Source organism: Paenibacillus sp. IHB B 3415 (assembly GCF_000802655.2).
In the GTDB taxonomy this organism is placed as follows: Bacteria; Bacillota; Bacilli; order Paenibacillales; family Paenibacillaceae; genus Paenibacillus_AQ; species Paenibacillus_AQ phytohabitans.
Genome location: NZ_JUEI01000027.1, coordinates 113,642 through 128,658, shown reverse-complemented (window position 1 = coordinate 128,658; position 15,017 = coordinate 113,642). Strand labels below are relative to the sequence as shown.

Genomic DNA, 15,017 nt, shown 5'->3' with positions numbered 1-15,017 from the left:
CCGCTTCCGCCGCCCACGGCTCCTGCCCCGAAGCTTCGCTCCTCTGCATCCGTGCTCCCTATGCCGCCCACCACGCCCGCTCCATAGCTCTGCCTTCCTCCACCCACGCCGCCCATGGCTCCTGCCCCGAAGCTTCGCTCCTCTGCATCTGCGCTCCCTGTGCCGCCGCCCGCGCCTGCCCCGCACCGCCGGCACAATGCGATGACCTCCTCGGCAATCGCCCGCCCGGCGTTCTCCATCAGCGCAATTGCCGGAATTCCCAGCCGCTCAATCGTCTCGCGGTCGAATGCCCGCATCTCCTGCGCAGTTACCACATCCATAGCCAAGCCCTCCTTTAGTTGCTTCGATTGTACCCAGTACTATAGAATCAGGCAAATTGCAGACTTTGACGCATCCTCATCCGGCTAAGGCGCCCGGAATGACAGCAAAAAGCCCTCCTGAGCGTTCAAGAGGACGGGCTTTAAGCTTACGAAGCCTGCATTCTAGGCCGCTTTATTTCCTGACAAGCTTAATCTGCATCTATTAATACCCCACTGTAAAACGGGTCTTGCTGAAATTGCCTTCCTCCAGCTCATCGATAACCGCTACCGCGAAATCCTGGATGCTGATGCTGCTCCGCCCGTTCTCGTCCACAATCAGCCGGTCCAGACCAATCCGGAACTGGCCGGTCCGGCGTCCGGCGATAATGGCAGCAGGCGGGCTCAGGTACGTATAATCCAGCTCTGACCCTCTGTAGATTTCATAGGCATTGGCGTGAGCCGACGCAAGCGGACGGAAGTTCTCCGGGAAATCAGCCGTGTCCATCAGCCACTCCCCGGTTTCCGTCTTCAGGCTGCCTGCCCCGCCAATAACGATCAGGCGCTGGAGCCCGGCGGCACGCATCCCTGTCAGCAGGGAATCCGCCGCCTGCAGCAGATCATTCTCATGCCCCGGCGCCGGTCCGAATGCGCTGATAACCTCTTCATGTCCGTGCAGAGCTGCCGTTACCGTGGCCGGGTCCAGCAGGTCGGCTGCAACAACCTTAAGCCGGTCATGCTGAATACTGAAGGCCTCCGGTTTGCGGACGGCAGCGGTAACCTCATGTTTTCTTTTTAACGCTTCTTCTACAATTGCACTTCCGATCTTACCCGATGCACCAAATACTACGATATCCATTCTCTTGTTGCCTCACTTTCGTATTTGTTTGCAGCTCTGATCCTCTATTCATCATGAACGCCGCAGGAACATCCCCTGAGAATCCGGCAGGACCGGTGCGAATCCATATTGCGCATACAGCCTGGAGGCTTCCCCGTCAGCAATGAGACTAATATACGCCTTGTCCGGCACGGTATCCAGAAACCTGCGGATTTCCCGTATAATTATTTTCCCCAGACCCTGCCCCTGAAAAGAAGGCTTCACGGCAATATCGGTCACCTGAAAAAAACAGCCTCCGTCCCCGATAACCCGTCCCATTCCAACCAATAAATCTCCTTCATACAAGGTTACAGCAAACGCTGAGCGGGGCAGCCCGATTCCGGCTCCCTCCACACTCATGGGACTAAGCCCGGCTTCCAGCCGCAGGGCCAGGTATTGCTCCACTGTGGGCAGCTCATGCCGGATATCCGGCTGCAATGTCTTGTCCATACATTCTCCCCTCTTGTCATAATTATCCGCCTGCACGCGGACACTCCTGTTAACCTGTTACCAATATATATGACTGCAAGGTTTCGAGGCAAGGCAGCGCCTATCTTATCCGGAAAAATGAAACGTCCGGCCTCCACCGGCGTACAATTACTCAGAAATACAAACGGTTCTGCATCTGTTGTCGGCACAGGATTATTCTTAGCCCGTATCCTTGGGTAAACTGTGGAATAGGATCTTTATAATACTACTTTGGAAGGTTGGTGAAGTTATTATGTCTCCGACAGGGAAATTATTCAAATGGGGAACTTTTGCTTATGAGGCTTTTCTGGCGCTGCCGTTCATCGGCGGGGCATTTGTCGTAGCTAATGCCTGGGTACCGCTGGGGGTTGCTTTTCTGCTCCATGCCGTAGCTGTAATTATTCTGCTGAGAGAACGCGGACCTATCATCGGTAACGCAGTTGGTATCGTCACTTCGGTGGTCGGTTTAATACCTTTTGTCGGCTGGATTATGCATGCCATCACTGCCGTCATACTGCTGGTGGAGGGAATCAGCGGATCACGGCGCAACACACGCTACTAAAGTAAGGCTTACACTAATTGTCCCGGCATACAAAAGGGGTACCTCATTCAGCCATTTCCAGGCTTGTGAGATACCCCTTTTTTCCGTTCACGGAAATGTATGATCATTTATCAGTGCACTACAGATTGCTATCCTCGTCCCGCAGAACGGGAATCGGTCCGCCGGCTTCCGGTCTCTCCACTATAACGTGCATTTGCTGTGCTGTTCTCGAAACGTTTGCGCTCTGTGCGCTCCATCTGTACGATTTGACCTTCATGCACCACAATATGCAATGAGCCGAACTCCATATCGTCGAGAAGTTCCGTTATCCGCGCAAGCCATACCTCATCCACTTTCAGTGGTTTAGCCATTCTCCAGCCTCCCTTTCCCCGGACAGGGGAGTATCTCCGCCTAAATCCCGTTATTCCGTTATTCCGTTATTCCGTTATTACCACCTTGTATACTATGAATTAACTTAGCACGGACCCCAAGGACTGTCAATGAGCATTTTTACGTAAAAGCAGGCTCTTGACGATCATCGTCACCAGGGCCAGCAGGAGCAACAGGGAGGCAACAGCGAAGGATGCCGAAAATTGATATTCGTTATACAAAATCTCGACATGAAGCGGCAGGGTATTCGTCTCTCCCCGGATATGCCCGGATACCACGGATACCGCGCCGAACTCCCCCATCGCCCGTGCATTACAGAGAATAATGCCGTACAGCAGACCCCACTTGATATTGGGCAGCGTCACGCGCCAGAAGATCTGCCAGCCGTGCGCACCGAGCGTAATCGCCGCTTCCTCCTCCTGTGTGCCCTGCTCCTCCATCAGCGGAATCAGCTCGCGCGCCACAAAAGGGAAGGTGATAAACAGCGTAGCCAGCACAATACCCGGCAAAGCGAAAACAATCTTGATATCGTGATTGCTCAGCCAAGGACCGAACCAGCCGTGCGAGCCGAACACCAGAATAAAGATCAATCCGCCAATCACCGGCGATACGGCAAACGGCAGATCGATCAGCGTAATCAGAAAGCCCTTGCCGCGAAAGCGGAACTTGGTCACTGCCCACGCCGCCGTTACACCAAAGATCGTATTCAGCGGAACGGTAATGGCCGCGACCAGCAGGGTCAGCTTCAGCGCCGAGGCGGCATCCGGGTCGGTCAGTGCAGCCCAGTAGACATCCAGCCCCCGCTTCAACGACTCCGCCAGCACGATAATAAGCGGCAAGGCAATCAGCCAGAGCAATACAAGTCCGGCAAGGGAAATGAGCACCCATTTCACCGCTTTGGATTCAGTCGTCCGGGGTGACGACACGCTTTTTCGCGGCGCGGGGACATGTAAGGGAACCGTACCGGCCATTTTTATTCCTCCTAAAGTTTTATGGAGCCTCCGCTCCTCGATAAACATCGCAATAAAACTCGCTTCGGAAGCATTCGCTTAAGTTTTGTTAGCTTAGGCATCTTGAATTTGCTTCGTACAAAACTAACTTCGAAAGCATTCGCTTAAGTTTTATGGAGCTCCACCTCTCGATAAACATCGTAATAAAACTCGCTTTGGAAGCATTCCCTTAAGTTTTGCAAGGCTCCCTGATTTAGTTCCGGAAGAGTCTCCCCCTGTGTAACGGACAGAGGAGCTCTTATTTCTACTGGGAATCATTTTTTCGTAATCTAGCGGACTCCAGGGCCTTTATCTCCGGACATTCGCCCCAAATGTACCTGCCGGAGAAGTAATAAGTGCTTTACGGTCCGTTAGCCCCGCAAATAGTGTCCTATTCGGGAAATAACGGCACTACAGTCCGTAAGGATCAGGAGAATTGGAATGACGGGCACCCGCTTAAGTTTTAGAGCGTCTTTCTTTAACGCGAGCTCTTCCGCGCCCAGTGCTGGAGGCTGTTGATGACCAGCAGCATCAGGAAGGAGATTAGCAGCAGCAGCAGCGCCACCGCTGTTGCTCCGGCATAATCGAACTGCTCCAGCTTGGACATGATGAGCAGCGGAGCAATCTCCGTACGCATCGGCATATTGCCGGAGATAAATACAACGGAGCCGTATTCGCCGATGCCCCGGGCAAAAGCCAATGCAAAGCCCGTAAGCAGCGGCGGGAACAGCTCCGGCATAACAATCCGCACGAAGGTCCGCCAGCGTCCCGCTCCCAGCGTGGCCGATGCCTCTTCCATATCCCTGTCCAGATCCTCCAGCACGGGCTGAACCGTGCGGACCACAAAGGGAATGCCGATAAACATCAGCGCCAGCGTAATGCCCAGCGGCGTGAAGGCTACCCGGAAGCCCAGCGGCTCCAGCAGGGAGCCGATCCAGCCGTTCTGGGAATAAAGTGCGGTCAGTGACACACCCGCCACAGCTGTAGGGAGCGCGAACGGCAGATCGATCAGGGCGTCGAATAGCCTTTTGCCCGGAAATTCATAGCGTACTAGCACCCAGGCCAGCAGCAGCCCCAGAACAGCATCGATCAGGGCCGCAGCTGCCGCTGTACTCAGACTGACCCGAAAAGAGGCCAGGACACGGGTATCCGTAGCCACATCCCAGAACTTAGCCCAGCTGAGTCCCGTCGAATTGAAGAGCAGCGCTGACAGCGGAAGCAGAACGACAAGACTCAGATACAATACGCTGAACCCCATCGTAATTCCGAAACCCGGCAGAAGTCTGCGCCGTGACACAGCCCCCGCAGCAGCTTTAGTGGTGACATTCATTTGCCCATTCATCCTTTCCTGCCTTCGGCTCGTTGGCCGATCAGCAACCGGGCGGGACCCCGCCTGCAAAATTCGCCTTACCTGTTCTGCTTAACTCCATCCCGGAGCTTTCTATCAGCTGCCCGGCACGTAGATTTTGTCGAAGATTCCGCCATCATTAAAGTGCTTCTCCTGGGTTTCCTTCCAGGTTCCGAATTTGTCCGCCAGTGTGAACAGCTTGATCTCAGGGAATTGGTCCTTGTACTGTTCCTTCACGCTGTCCAGGGTCGGACGGTAATAGTTCTCGGCGGCGATTTTCTGGCCTTCTTCGGTGTAAAGGTATTTCAGATAAGCTTCTGCGACCTCACGGGTGCCTCTCTTGTCAACAATCTTATCCACCACGGCTACCGGCGGCTCGGCCAAAATGCTCTCCGACGGATTTACAATCTCGAATTTATCCGGGCCCAGCTCCTTGATGGACAGGTAGGCTTCATTCTCCCAGGCGATCAGCACATCACCGATTCCGCGTTCAACGAAGGTAGTTGTGGAGCCGCGCGCCCCGGTGTCCAGTACGGGTACATTTTTGAACAGCTTCTGTACGAACTCCTGGGCTTTGGCTTCATCGTTATTATTCTGGTCAAGCGCATACCCCCAGGCTGCCAGGTAGTTCCAGCGCGCACCGCCGGAAGTCTTAGGGTTCGGGGTAATCACTTCTACATCGTCCTTCAGCAGATCCGGCCAGTCCTTGATGCCTTTCGGGTTGCCTTTACGCACAAGGAATACGATGGTGGAAGTATACGGGGAGCTGTTATGCTCATATTTACTTTGCCAGTCCGCGCTGATAAGACCCGTTTCCTGAAGAGCATCAATGTCATATCCGAGCGCCAGCGTAACTACATCTGCTTCCAGACCGTCGAGTACAGCACGGCTCTGCTTGCCTGATCCGCCATGCGATTGCTTGATCGTAACCTTCTGGCCTGTCTCCTGCTCCCAGTAAGCGGCGAATGCCTTGTTATAATTCTCATATAGTTCACGTGTAGGGTCGTAGGACACATTCAGCAGTTCGACCGGATCTTTGGCTGGAGCTTTCGTTGCCTCCGGTGTAGCCGCCGTATTCGCAGCCGTCTCTGTTGCCGCAGGAGCCTCTGTTGCCGCGCCCGCACTATTACCTGCATTGTTGTTGCCGCAAGCAGTAAGCCCTGCCGTCAACAATAGTGTGAAACCGGCGATAAGCCCCTTCTTGATCCCTTTCTTCATCACAAACCACTCCCCCGTTAATGTTCTTGTAATTGCATTATCATTGTGAATTTCTTGTTGGTTTGATTTCCGTCAAAAAAAGACGCAGGAAAGCCTACTTGTGGCTGGTCAAACCGGTCCTATGGACGCGTATCTGCGAGCCTGAAGCAGGCGTTCCTCCGTCTGTACGGTAAGAACTTATTTGATTATTCCTACCCATTTAGTAGGTTATACAGACATAATACTGAATGCTCTCCGTGCTGTCAAACCTTTTTTTCAATTTGGATGAAAGATGGCTCTATTCCGCCCGGCGGCAGCAAGTGGCGGCCGTTCCTGTAAGACCCACTTGTTATTGATGTCTTAAAGTAATATTATTGCTACATCTTATAGGTCGAATTACTAGATATAAGTTGAATTACTAGAGATGAGTTCTGCCGGATTTCTGCAGCCTCTATTTGCCACAAATTGTCGGGGGAAACTATTATGGGAATGGATTTGGAGTATGTACCCGCACCGCAGGGACCACGCCTGCACAGGCGCATACTCAGAGAAATGGGAAGACGCATCTTAGAAACGTACCGGTATGATACAGCATTATGGAGGATTGCGCTCTGCGGTCCTTGGATTCTATGCATTCTGGCCTTTACTATAGCGGTTATGGGCATTCCTACAGGGCTTGGGAGCGCAGCGGATATTATACTGGCTGCCGGCGCGGGAACCCTTGTAATGGCGCTGGCCGGCAACCTGCTGGCTGTGCTGCTCTCATTAACCGGACTGCGCATTCCGCGGCTGTTCACGGGCTTTTGGCTCAGTGCACTGAGCGCCGTGCTGCTTATTCTGTATTACGCCGATCTGGAGCTTGAGGCTGCAGCAGCCATCGCTGGTATCACAGCTTTGGCCGGGGGACTGGGAGGTCTTGCAGCCGGTCTGCTGCGGACCCGGAGAACCCTCACCGGCGGGCTTCTGGCAGCGGTTCTTGTCCTGACCCCCTTGGCACTGGCCTATGGGACGGGAAGCAGCCCTGCTCCCTCCCCATCGGTTAAGACATTGGCTGCGGACGGAGAGGTTCTTCCTGCGGCGGCTGCCGATCCCGGACAGCCGGGGGACTATACGTTCCACAGCTTCACCTATGGGAGCAGCCAGGACCTGCACCGTACAGAGTATGGCGGGGATGCCGCGCTCCTCTCGGCTTCTGTGGATGCTACGGAATACATCAAATCATGGCCTGCGCTGCGTACCTTGTTCTGGGGATTCGATCCCGGTGCGCTTCCTCTGAATGCCCGGGTCTGGATGCCTGACGGTGACGGGTCTTATCCGCTCGTGCTTATGGTGCATGGCAACCATATGATGGAGGATTATTCCGAGGGCGGATACGCCTATCTCGGGGAACTGCTGGCCAGCCGGGGATTTATCGCCGTCTCGCTGGATGAGAACTTCCTGAATTACTCTGCGTGGTCCGGCATTCCGGATAATGACTTTCAGGTACGGACCTGGATGATTCTGAAACATCTGCAGCAGATTGCAAGCTTCGCGGAGCAATCCGGTACACCTTTCTATCAGAAGGTCGATTATGACCATACTGCATTGCTGGGCCATAGCCGCGGCGGTCAGGCTGTAGCCATGGCTGCGGATGCTTCGCGCTGGTTCACTGGTGATCCGGCACTGGCAGCAACGAAGCAGTTCAATATCACTTCCGTTATTGCGCTGGCTCCTACGGATAAAGCCATTGACAGCAAACAGGCTAGTCTGGTGGATGTGAACTATCTGACGCTGCAGGGCGCCCGTGACGGCGATGTGCATGACTTCTACGGGGACCGGCAGTATATGCGTGCTTCCTACACCGGCAGCACTCCGGCTTTCAAAAGCTCGCTCTACATTGCCGATGCCAATCACAGCCAGTTCAATACAGACTGGGGGCTGTTTGACCAGGCGCTGCCGACGGGGCTGTTCCTGAAACGTACAGATATTATGGATGGAGATGAGCAGCGGCAGATTGCCAAGGTCTATGTCTCTGCATTTCTGGAGACTACGCTGCACGGGAAGGCGGAATATCAGCAATTGTTCCGTGATTACCGCAGCGGCGCGCAGTGGCTGCCGGATACCGCCTATTATAACCGGTTCCAGAGCGGGACTTACATTACGGTAGCGAACTACGAGGAAGACCGCAAAAGAAATACGGTGAAGGGCGGCACTGCCACAGCTGAAGGCCTCACCTGGAGCGAAGAAGCGGCCAAGGACCGCGAGTCCAAGAACAAACCTTCATACGGCATTTTGCTGGAGCGCGGCAGCACCGCTCAGAACCAGGCTGGAGCTGGTGATGCGCATGCCGGTGCGGATGCGGTTGAGGCATCCTACAGGATTAAGCTTAGTGAATCACTCACCCGTAATCTTGCCGATTCCGCTGCAGAGGGCTTAGCCTTCTCCTTGGCTAACCGTAATTCCGACGCTGATGACGCAGAGGATGCGGCTGCACCGTCTGGGGCTGCCCTCTCCCCCGATGTGGAGGTGGAGCTGACCGACAGCAATGAAGTCACGGCACGGCTGCCCCTGGATGAGGTAATGGAGGTTCTGCCCTTGCCCCAGACCGAATTCACGATCAGCCCATGGCTGGAGGAGCGGATCAGCGACGGCAAGTTCGGCGACCGCTCGGAAGCCGTCTTCCAGACCTACGAGCTGCCCTTTGAGCTGTTCCTTGAAGAGGAGCCTGCGCTTGATCCGGACAAGCTGACCGAAATCACCTTCTACCTGCAAGGGGAAGATGACAAGATTATGCTGGATGACATCGGCTTCTATGAGCGTGATGACCAGCTGGGGATGCATTAAACAGCATGCTCAAACGATAGGCTTGCCGCCCCCACTATGACACGGGGGTATAAATAACCCAAACGAAGAACGCCCCTCTGCCAAGCCGGCAGAGGGGCGTTCTTTTGGCGTGAACCCGGAAAAGGGAGACCCTTATTCTTAAGCCCACTTTCTATAGGCATCTCTACAGGCATAAATGTTGTATGAATTACAACTTGGATCCACAGATGGCGGCGTAATCGGGCGGATTGTTGCAGGAAATACAAGAATTGTTTCGTTAATTTGCTTATCGGAAGGGAAATGCTGCATTTCATACAACAATCTCCGATTATGGCCAATATATCGCAGGAAATGTTGTATTTCGTACAGGATTTCAAATCATAATAGGGTATTCCGCTCTATCAAACAGCCACTACACAGACCGGAGACGGAACCTCCAGTTCATTACCCGTAGGAATCAGCCGGCCGCTCTCGCTGTCGATCCTGAAGGATACGATGTTGCCGCTGTTCTGGTTAGCGGCGAGCAGCATACCGCTGATAATGGCGAAATTCCGCGGTGTCCGGCCGCCGGAGATGACCCAATCCTCCGGGTCCAGCAGACCTGTCGCATTATCAATATGGAACAGGGCGATGCTGTCATGTCCCCGGTTCGATACGTACAGGTATCTTCCGCATGGGGAGACATGAATATCCGCCGCTGTATCATCACTTCCGGCCGTATAATGCTCAGGAAGCGAGCTGACATTCTGCAGGATCTTGAGGTTGCCCTGCTGCTCGTCATCCGCAAATACGGTAACCGTGTTATTCAATTCATTAACCAGATAGATCCATTGCCGTGAAGGATGTACAACCAGATGGCGCGGCCCGGAGCCCGGAGGCAGATCCACTTCGCGGTGGGTGACCAGCTTGCCCTCCTCCACGCGGTAGAACACAATCTGATCCAGTCCGAGATCGCAGACCAGCACATGATCCCCGGTTTTATCGGGAATAACGGAATGCGGATGGGGCGCATCCTGACGGTCTGCACGGATTCCTGAACCTTCATGCTTAATCTGGGAGGACATATCCTGCAGCGAGCCGTCACTGTTCAGCGGGAATACATTCACATTTCCTCCCGTATAATTAGATACGAATATGTAATCTCCTTGCGGAGCCACGGAAACATAACACGGCGCACCGCCTCCGGTAGGTCTGCTGCCCAGCAGACGAAGCGCTTTGCTGCCGGGTTCAATGGCGTAGGCATACACCTGGCCTTCATCCTGTTCACTTACCGCATATAATACGGTTCCCGCTGCATTTACAGCCAGATAGGAGGGATTCTCAATTCCGCGGGTGCCGCCCATAATTCTCATTTCGCCCGTTTCCTTATCCAGCGCCCCCAACAGGATGGCTTCTTCCTTCTCACTACTATAGGTTCCGATATAGAACAACACTTCATTAGGCTGGTGCATGGCAACGGCTCCTTTATTGTATAGTGTACAAATATATAACCTGCACAGCGGTGTTTTCACTCAGCTGATCTCCGCAAAATTTACTATAACATGTTTATGTACCCAAGACATTACCAGGCTTAAACAGCATAAATATGGATACAATAGAATACTAATTCTAAGTGTGCAAGCAATATTTTACACTTGGTTTAAACGTCTTGCAGAAGGTTAATAGTAACCATCGAAGATAACAAACACAAAGGAGCTGAAGAATAATGAGTTTATTATGGATGTTGATTGTTGGTGGCGTGATTGGTTGGCTGGCTGGCCTGATTATGGGCAGAGATATTCCGGGTGGCATTATCGGCAACATTATCGCCGGTATTCTGGGTTCATGGCTCGGCGGCATGCTGCTGGGAAGCTGGGGACCTAAGATCAGCGACTACTATGTCTTCCCTTCATTGATTGGTGCCGTAGTTCTGATCTTCATCGTCAGCCTGATCCTGCGTTCGGTTGGCGGACGTAGCCGTTCTTAAGCCCTATGGCAGCATTCATAGCTGAAGCTGCTGAAATACACTTATCAAGCAAACCCGCCAGGGTTAACCCTGGCGGGTTTGCTGTGTGGACCATCCAAGGGCCGCCTTCACCACGGCCGGTGATCCATTCTGAATTGGATCTTTTTTCTGCTATAATGAAGAAATAAGTGACCCAAATCACAGAGAGGAAAGTGAATCATGGGCAATATCAACCCCTCACTTCTGCATGTGGGCTCCACGCTGGGAGCCGTGTTCATGGCGCTGATGGTTATTTTTATCCGCCTGAAGGCTAGTGCCCGTCCGGTAACCGTCCGCAAAATATGGATTCCGCCGCTTGGCATGTCCACCGGATTCGCCATGTTTGTAGTCCCGGAAGTCAGATTTCCCTGGTGGTGGGCTGTTGCAGCTTTCCTGGTCGGCTGGTTTATCTTCGCCTATCCGCTAATACGCAGCACCCGGTTCGAGGAACGGGAAGGACAGATTTATGCCCAGCGCTCCAAGAGCTTCGCCTTCATTCTGCTTGGACTGCTGCTGATCCGCACCCTTCTCCATGAGTTTATCAATCAATATGTATCTGTCCCGCAATCCGGCGGATTATTCTTTATCCTGGCCTTTGGCATGATTCTCCACTGGAGAGTGTTCATGTATAAGCATTACACCCGGATGCTGCCTGCAGAGGCCCAAATACCACAGCCCAGAGGGTAAGATACATACATCCTGGACAGCAGGGTGGAAACGGCTTTGCCGTCTTGTTCAAAGAGCGGTCACGTTTCAGCGGGAAGTATAAGGATGATTCGTGGAATGACACTTATACATCCTTATATTCACAAACAGGGGGTGTCCCAAACAGCCATGATCATGACTGCTTGGGACATCCCCTTTCATATTTAATAGGCGCCGGGCTAACTGCATGGTTCTTAACAGCACGGATCACATAATAATTATAGCAGTGAAGCAGTATAAGGCTGAGCCGGCATATTTCTAACCTACGATGTCAATTGTGACGAAAAACAGGCAGGCGATGCATGTCTTTTTCAACTCCATGTCAGGTAACTTCCGATAAGATCAGTTAGAATAAAAGCATACTTTTAGAGAGTGGGGACAAGGCAATTGAAAAGTAAATCGAGAAAAGTGGCAATCGTCGGCTCTGGCATGGTAGGTTCCAGCTGCGCCTACTCCATGGTTAATCAGGCCATCTGCGATGAGATCATGATGATCGACCGCACCTACGACCGTGCCATGGCACAAGCGCTTGACCTCTCGCACTGCATGGATTTCACCGGAACACGCACTAAGGTGTACGCAGGCACCTCCAGCGATTGCGCCGGGATGGATGTCGTCATTCTGACGGCAGGCGCCAATCCCAAACCGGGGCAGACCCGGCTGGATGTGCTGGATGCCGCCGCTGTCATTACCAGGGAGATTGTTACTGAAATTATGGCCGGAGGTTTCGACGGTATCTTTGTCGTAGCCGCGAACCCCGTTGATATTGTCACCTATATGGTATGGAAAATATCCGGCCTGCCGCGGCACCGGATCATCGGCACCGGCACCTCGATTGATTCTTCCCGCCTGAAGACGCTGCTGTCCGAGGTATTCACCATCGACCCGCGCAGCGTCAACGGTTACGCACTCGGCGAGCACGGGGAATCCCAGTTCGTGGCCTGGTCCCATGTAACGATCGGCGGCAAGCCGATTCTGCAGATCATGGAACAGCACCGCGAGCGTTTCAGCAGCCTGGACCTTGAGGATATCGCCCGCAAGACGAAGGATGCCGGCTGGGAGATCTTCACCCGCAAAGGCTCCACGCATTTCGGGATCGGCAGTGCACTGGCCTACATCACGCGCTCCATTCTGAATGATGAGCACAAAATTATCGCCGTTTCGGCGATTCTGGACGGCGAGTACGGGCAAAGCGGCGTATGCGCAGGTGCACCGGCCATTATTGGCAGCGGCGGTATCCAGGAACTGCTGGAGCTGAACCTCAGCGATGCTGAAATGGCGAAATTCGCAGCCTCATGCAGGATTATCCGCGGCGGAATTGAGAGTCTGCAGCTGGAAGAAAAGCTGTAAACCTAACCCGCGTCTGCGGATCGTTTATTTAAACAGCAAACACCCCTCTGCTTCACACACGGTAATCCGTGCGGCAGAGGGGTGTTATTTTATTTCTGCCTGCCTTTAATGGAACTTCTCAATCTCGCTCCGCAATTCGGACATCAGCCCATTCAGGGATTCGGCCGAGGTTACAACCCTCCCCATCAGATTCCGCTGCTCGGTTGAAGCTTCTGCAACCATCTCGGCACTTTCTGCAGACTCCCTGGCAATGATCAGCATATCAGAGATCGAAGCCGTAATCTCTTCCGTCCCGGCCGACATTTGCTCGTTGATGGCAGATACATCCTGAATCTGCAAGGAAACCTCGCGGATGGAAGAACGGATATGGTCGAAGGATACGCCCACATTTTTCATTTTCCCCATACCGTCGCCGATTTCAACCACGCTCTTCTCCATAGAGACCGCAGCATTCTTGGTCGATTCTTGAATCTGGCGGATCAGTTCAACAATGTTCACGATGGCGCCGTTTGTGCGCTCAGCCAGCTTCTTCACTTCATTCGCTACAACTCCGAAGCCGCGCCCGTGCTCGCCTGCTCTGGCAGCTTCAATAGAAGCATTAAGCGATAAAAGCCCCGTCTGATTGGAGATTTCTGAGATCACATCCACGATCTGTCCAATCTGCTCTGATTGACCGGTCAGGTTGTTGATCAGCTCTGAAGTCTTACCTGCGGTAGTACTGATTACTGTCATCTGTTCCAGCGTAGCCTGAATCTCCAGATAACCGCTCTCTACCTCGGTACTGACCGTTTCCGCCTGATCTGATACACTGACCGAGGATTCGGCAATTCTCTGCAGTCCGATGGCCATCTCTTCCGTGGCTCTTGCCGCCTGCTCCGAACCTCTGAATTGCTCCTCCATGCCCCTTGCTACTTCCTGGACAACCGTCTCAATCTCCGCCGAAGTATTGGAGGTCTGATTGGCATAATTCAGCACACCTTCTCCAGAGACAGCCACTTGGGCGACTGTGGCATCGATTTTGCCGACAATTCCGGCCAGGCTTGCGATCATATCATTGATGCTCTGGCTCATCTGGCCAATCTCATCTCCCGAACGCACTGCCACCCGTTCACTCAGATGACCCTCTGCCACCCGTCTCATTACACCGGAGATCGCTACAATCGGCTTCACAATCAAGCGGGTAAGATATAGGGAAATACCGATAACAACGAGCATAACTATAACAACGAATATCAGAGAGATGGTCTGGGCCGAAGTTACTTTGGCTGTAATCTCACTCTTTGGAACGCTGATCAGCAGCTTCCAGTCTGTGCTGGGGATCGTGCGGAAATAGGTGATGACCTGCTTCCCGTCTTCGCCCTTGTAGGTCTCCGAACCCTTGTCGTTTGCCAGTATATTCTTGTAGGCTTCCTTCATTTCCGGCGTTCCGGCATAGTCCGCAATGTTCTTCCCGATCCGCTCCGGATCCGAAGAGGTATAATAATTACCTTGTCCTGAAATCACATATCCATAACCGGTTTCGGCTACATGGATGTTCTTGCTCATCTCCGTCAGAATATCAGGTGTTACCGAGAAGGCGATGCCTCCGGCGAATTGATTGTCTTTGTCCACTGCCGGGACGAAGACCGGAATGATATTTTTATTCAGCTGCTCCAAAAAAGACATATCGGCTACAGCCGGTGCATGGCTCGTCTTGGCTTCCTGGAAATACGCTTCTCCGCTGACATCGGCGCTAAGATTAAGGGAATTCGACAATATCCCTTCCTTATTAATGACACTGTAGCCTTCGGACTGTCTGTCGCTGTCTTCCAGCACCTTGACTACCGGGAATATAGTGGCCGGCTGTGCAGTGTCGAATTCAGGATGCATGGCCATCAGTTCCTGTACCGCAGACGTTTTGGAGTCTATCCATTCATCGATCCGTGTAGTATTCATCTCCAGGATACTCTCAGCCAGCTCCTCACTGTCCGCCCGGGTCACGCCCCCAAAGTATTGCATGAAAAAGAGGGTCGCTCCCAGCAGAGGTATAATGGCAACTGCTAAAATGACCAACGACCACTTTTTCTGCAG

General features: G+C 53.1%; 13 protein-coding genes and 1 pseudogene. 5 read left to right on the top strand and 9 right to left on the bottom strand.

Annotated features, from left to right (window positions below; all coding sequences use genetic code 11):
• The 3 genes and pseudogenes from QW71_RS15075 to QW71_RS15065 all read right to left on the bottom strand — a co-directional run.
• Positions 1-320, bottom strand: a pseudogene (locus QW71_RS15075) (bifunctional ADP-dependent NAD(P)H-hydrate dehydratase/NAD(P)H-hydrate epimerase); the annotation flags it as partial.
• Between the two features lie 202 nt (positions 321-522).
• Positions 523-1,155 carry an NAD(P)-dependent oxidoreductase gene (locus QW71_RS15070; RefSeq protein ID WP_039299589.1) on the bottom strand — a complete coding sequence of 211 codons (633 nt, stop codon included), beginning with the start codon at positions 1,153-1,155 and terminating at the stop codon, positions 523-525.
• A 51-nt stretch (positions 1,156-1,206) separates the two neighbouring features.
• A complete protein-coding gene (locus QW71_RS15065) occupies positions 1,207-1,623 on the bottom strand; it encodes a GNAT family N-acetyltransferase (RefSeq protein ID WP_039299586.1) in 417 nt (138 codons plus the stop codon).
• A gap of 271 nt (positions 1,624-1,894) precedes the next feature.
• Here QW71_RS15065 and QW71_RS15060 point away from each other — a divergent pair, with 271 nt between their 5' ends.
• Positions 1,895-2,203, top strand: coding sequence for a hypothetical protein (locus tag QW71_RS15060; protein WP_039299583.1), 309 nt, complete (start codon positions 1,895-1,897; stop codon positions 2,201-2,203).
• Positions 2,204-2,331: 128 nt separating this feature from the next.
• Here QW71_RS15060 and QW71_RS15055 read toward each other — a convergent pair whose 3' ends face one another.
• The 4 genes from QW71_RS15055 to QW71_RS15040 all read right to left on the bottom strand — a co-directional run bounded on the left by QW71_RS15055 (position 2,332) and on the right by QW71_RS15040 (position 6,127).
• The gene (locus QW71_RS15055; RefSeq protein WP_039299580.1) at positions 2,332-2,553 is read right to left on the bottom strand and encodes a YezD family protein; all 222 of its coding nucleotides are present in this window, start codon (positions 2,551-2,553) and stop codon (positions 2,332-2,334) included.
• Positions 2,554-2,679: 126 nt separating this feature from the next.
• The gene (gene cysW / locus QW71_RS15050) at positions 2,680-3,543 is read right to left on the bottom strand and encodes a sulfate ABC transporter permease subunit CysW (protein ID WP_039299578.1); all 864 of its coding nucleotides are present in this window, start codon (positions 3,541-3,543) and stop codon (positions 2,680-2,682) included.
• A 496-nt stretch (positions 3,544-4,039) separates the two neighbouring features.
• A complete protein-coding gene (gene cysT / locus QW71_RS15045; RefSeq protein ID WP_047013787.1) occupies positions 4,040-4,891 on the bottom strand; it encodes a sulfate ABC transporter permease subunit CysT in 852 nt (283 codons plus the stop codon).
• Positions 4,892-5,005: 114 nt separating this feature from the next.
• On the bottom strand, positions 5,006-6,127 hold the full coding sequence (locus tag QW71_RS15040) for a sulfate ABC transporter substrate-binding protein (RefSeq protein WP_039299574.1): 1,122 nt from the start codon (positions 6,125-6,127) through the stop codon (positions 5,006-5,008).
• A gap of 462 nt (positions 6,128-6,589) precedes the next feature.
• Here QW71_RS15040 and QW71_RS15035 point away from each other — a divergent pair, with 462 nt between their 5' ends.
• A complete protein-coding gene (locus QW71_RS15035) occupies positions 6,590-8,929 on the top strand; it encodes an alpha/beta hydrolase (protein ID WP_039299571.1) in 2,340 nt (779 codons plus the stop codon).
• Positions 8,930-9,309: 380 nt separating this feature from the next.
• Here QW71_RS15035 and QW71_RS15025 read toward each other — a convergent pair whose 3' ends face one another.
• Complete coding sequence (locus tag QW71_RS15025; RefSeq protein ID WP_039299565.1) at positions 9,310-10,359, bottom strand: lactonase family protein; 1,050 nt, start codon at positions 10,357-10,359, stop codon at positions 9,310-9,312.
• Between the two features lie 254 nt (positions 10,360-10,613).
• Between QW71_RS15025 and QW71_RS15020 the strand changes: the two genes are divergently transcribed.
• The 3 genes from QW71_RS15020 (at position 10,614) to QW71_RS15010 (ending at position 12,947) form a co-directional block, all read left to right on the top strand.
• Positions 10,614-10,874 (top strand): GlsB/YeaQ/YmgE family stress response membrane protein, encoded by a 261-nt coding sequence (locus QW71_RS15020; protein WP_036732764.1) that lies wholly within the window; start codon positions 10,614-10,616, stop codon positions 10,872-10,874.
• A gap of 198 nt (positions 10,875-11,072) precedes the next feature.
• A complete protein-coding gene (locus QW71_RS15015; RefSeq protein ID WP_039299557.1) occupies positions 11,073-11,579 on the top strand; it encodes a CcdC family protein in 507 nt (168 codons plus the stop codon).
• A 405-nt stretch (positions 11,580-11,984) separates the two neighbouring features.
• The gene (locus QW71_RS15010; protein WP_039299554.1) at positions 11,985-12,947 is read left to right on the top strand and encodes an L-lactate dehydrogenase; all 963 of its coding nucleotides are present in this window, start codon (positions 11,985-11,987) and stop codon (positions 12,945-12,947) included.
• A 105-nt stretch (positions 12,948-13,052) separates the two neighbouring features.
• Here QW71_RS15010 and QW71_RS15005 read toward each other — a convergent pair whose 3' ends face one another.
• Entirely contained in the window at positions 13,053-14,945 is a 1,893-nt protein-coding gene (locus QW71_RS15005; protein ID WP_235441465.1) for a methyl-accepting chemotaxis protein, read from the bottom strand.
• Between the last annotated feature and the right edge of the window lie 72 nt (positions 14,946-15,017).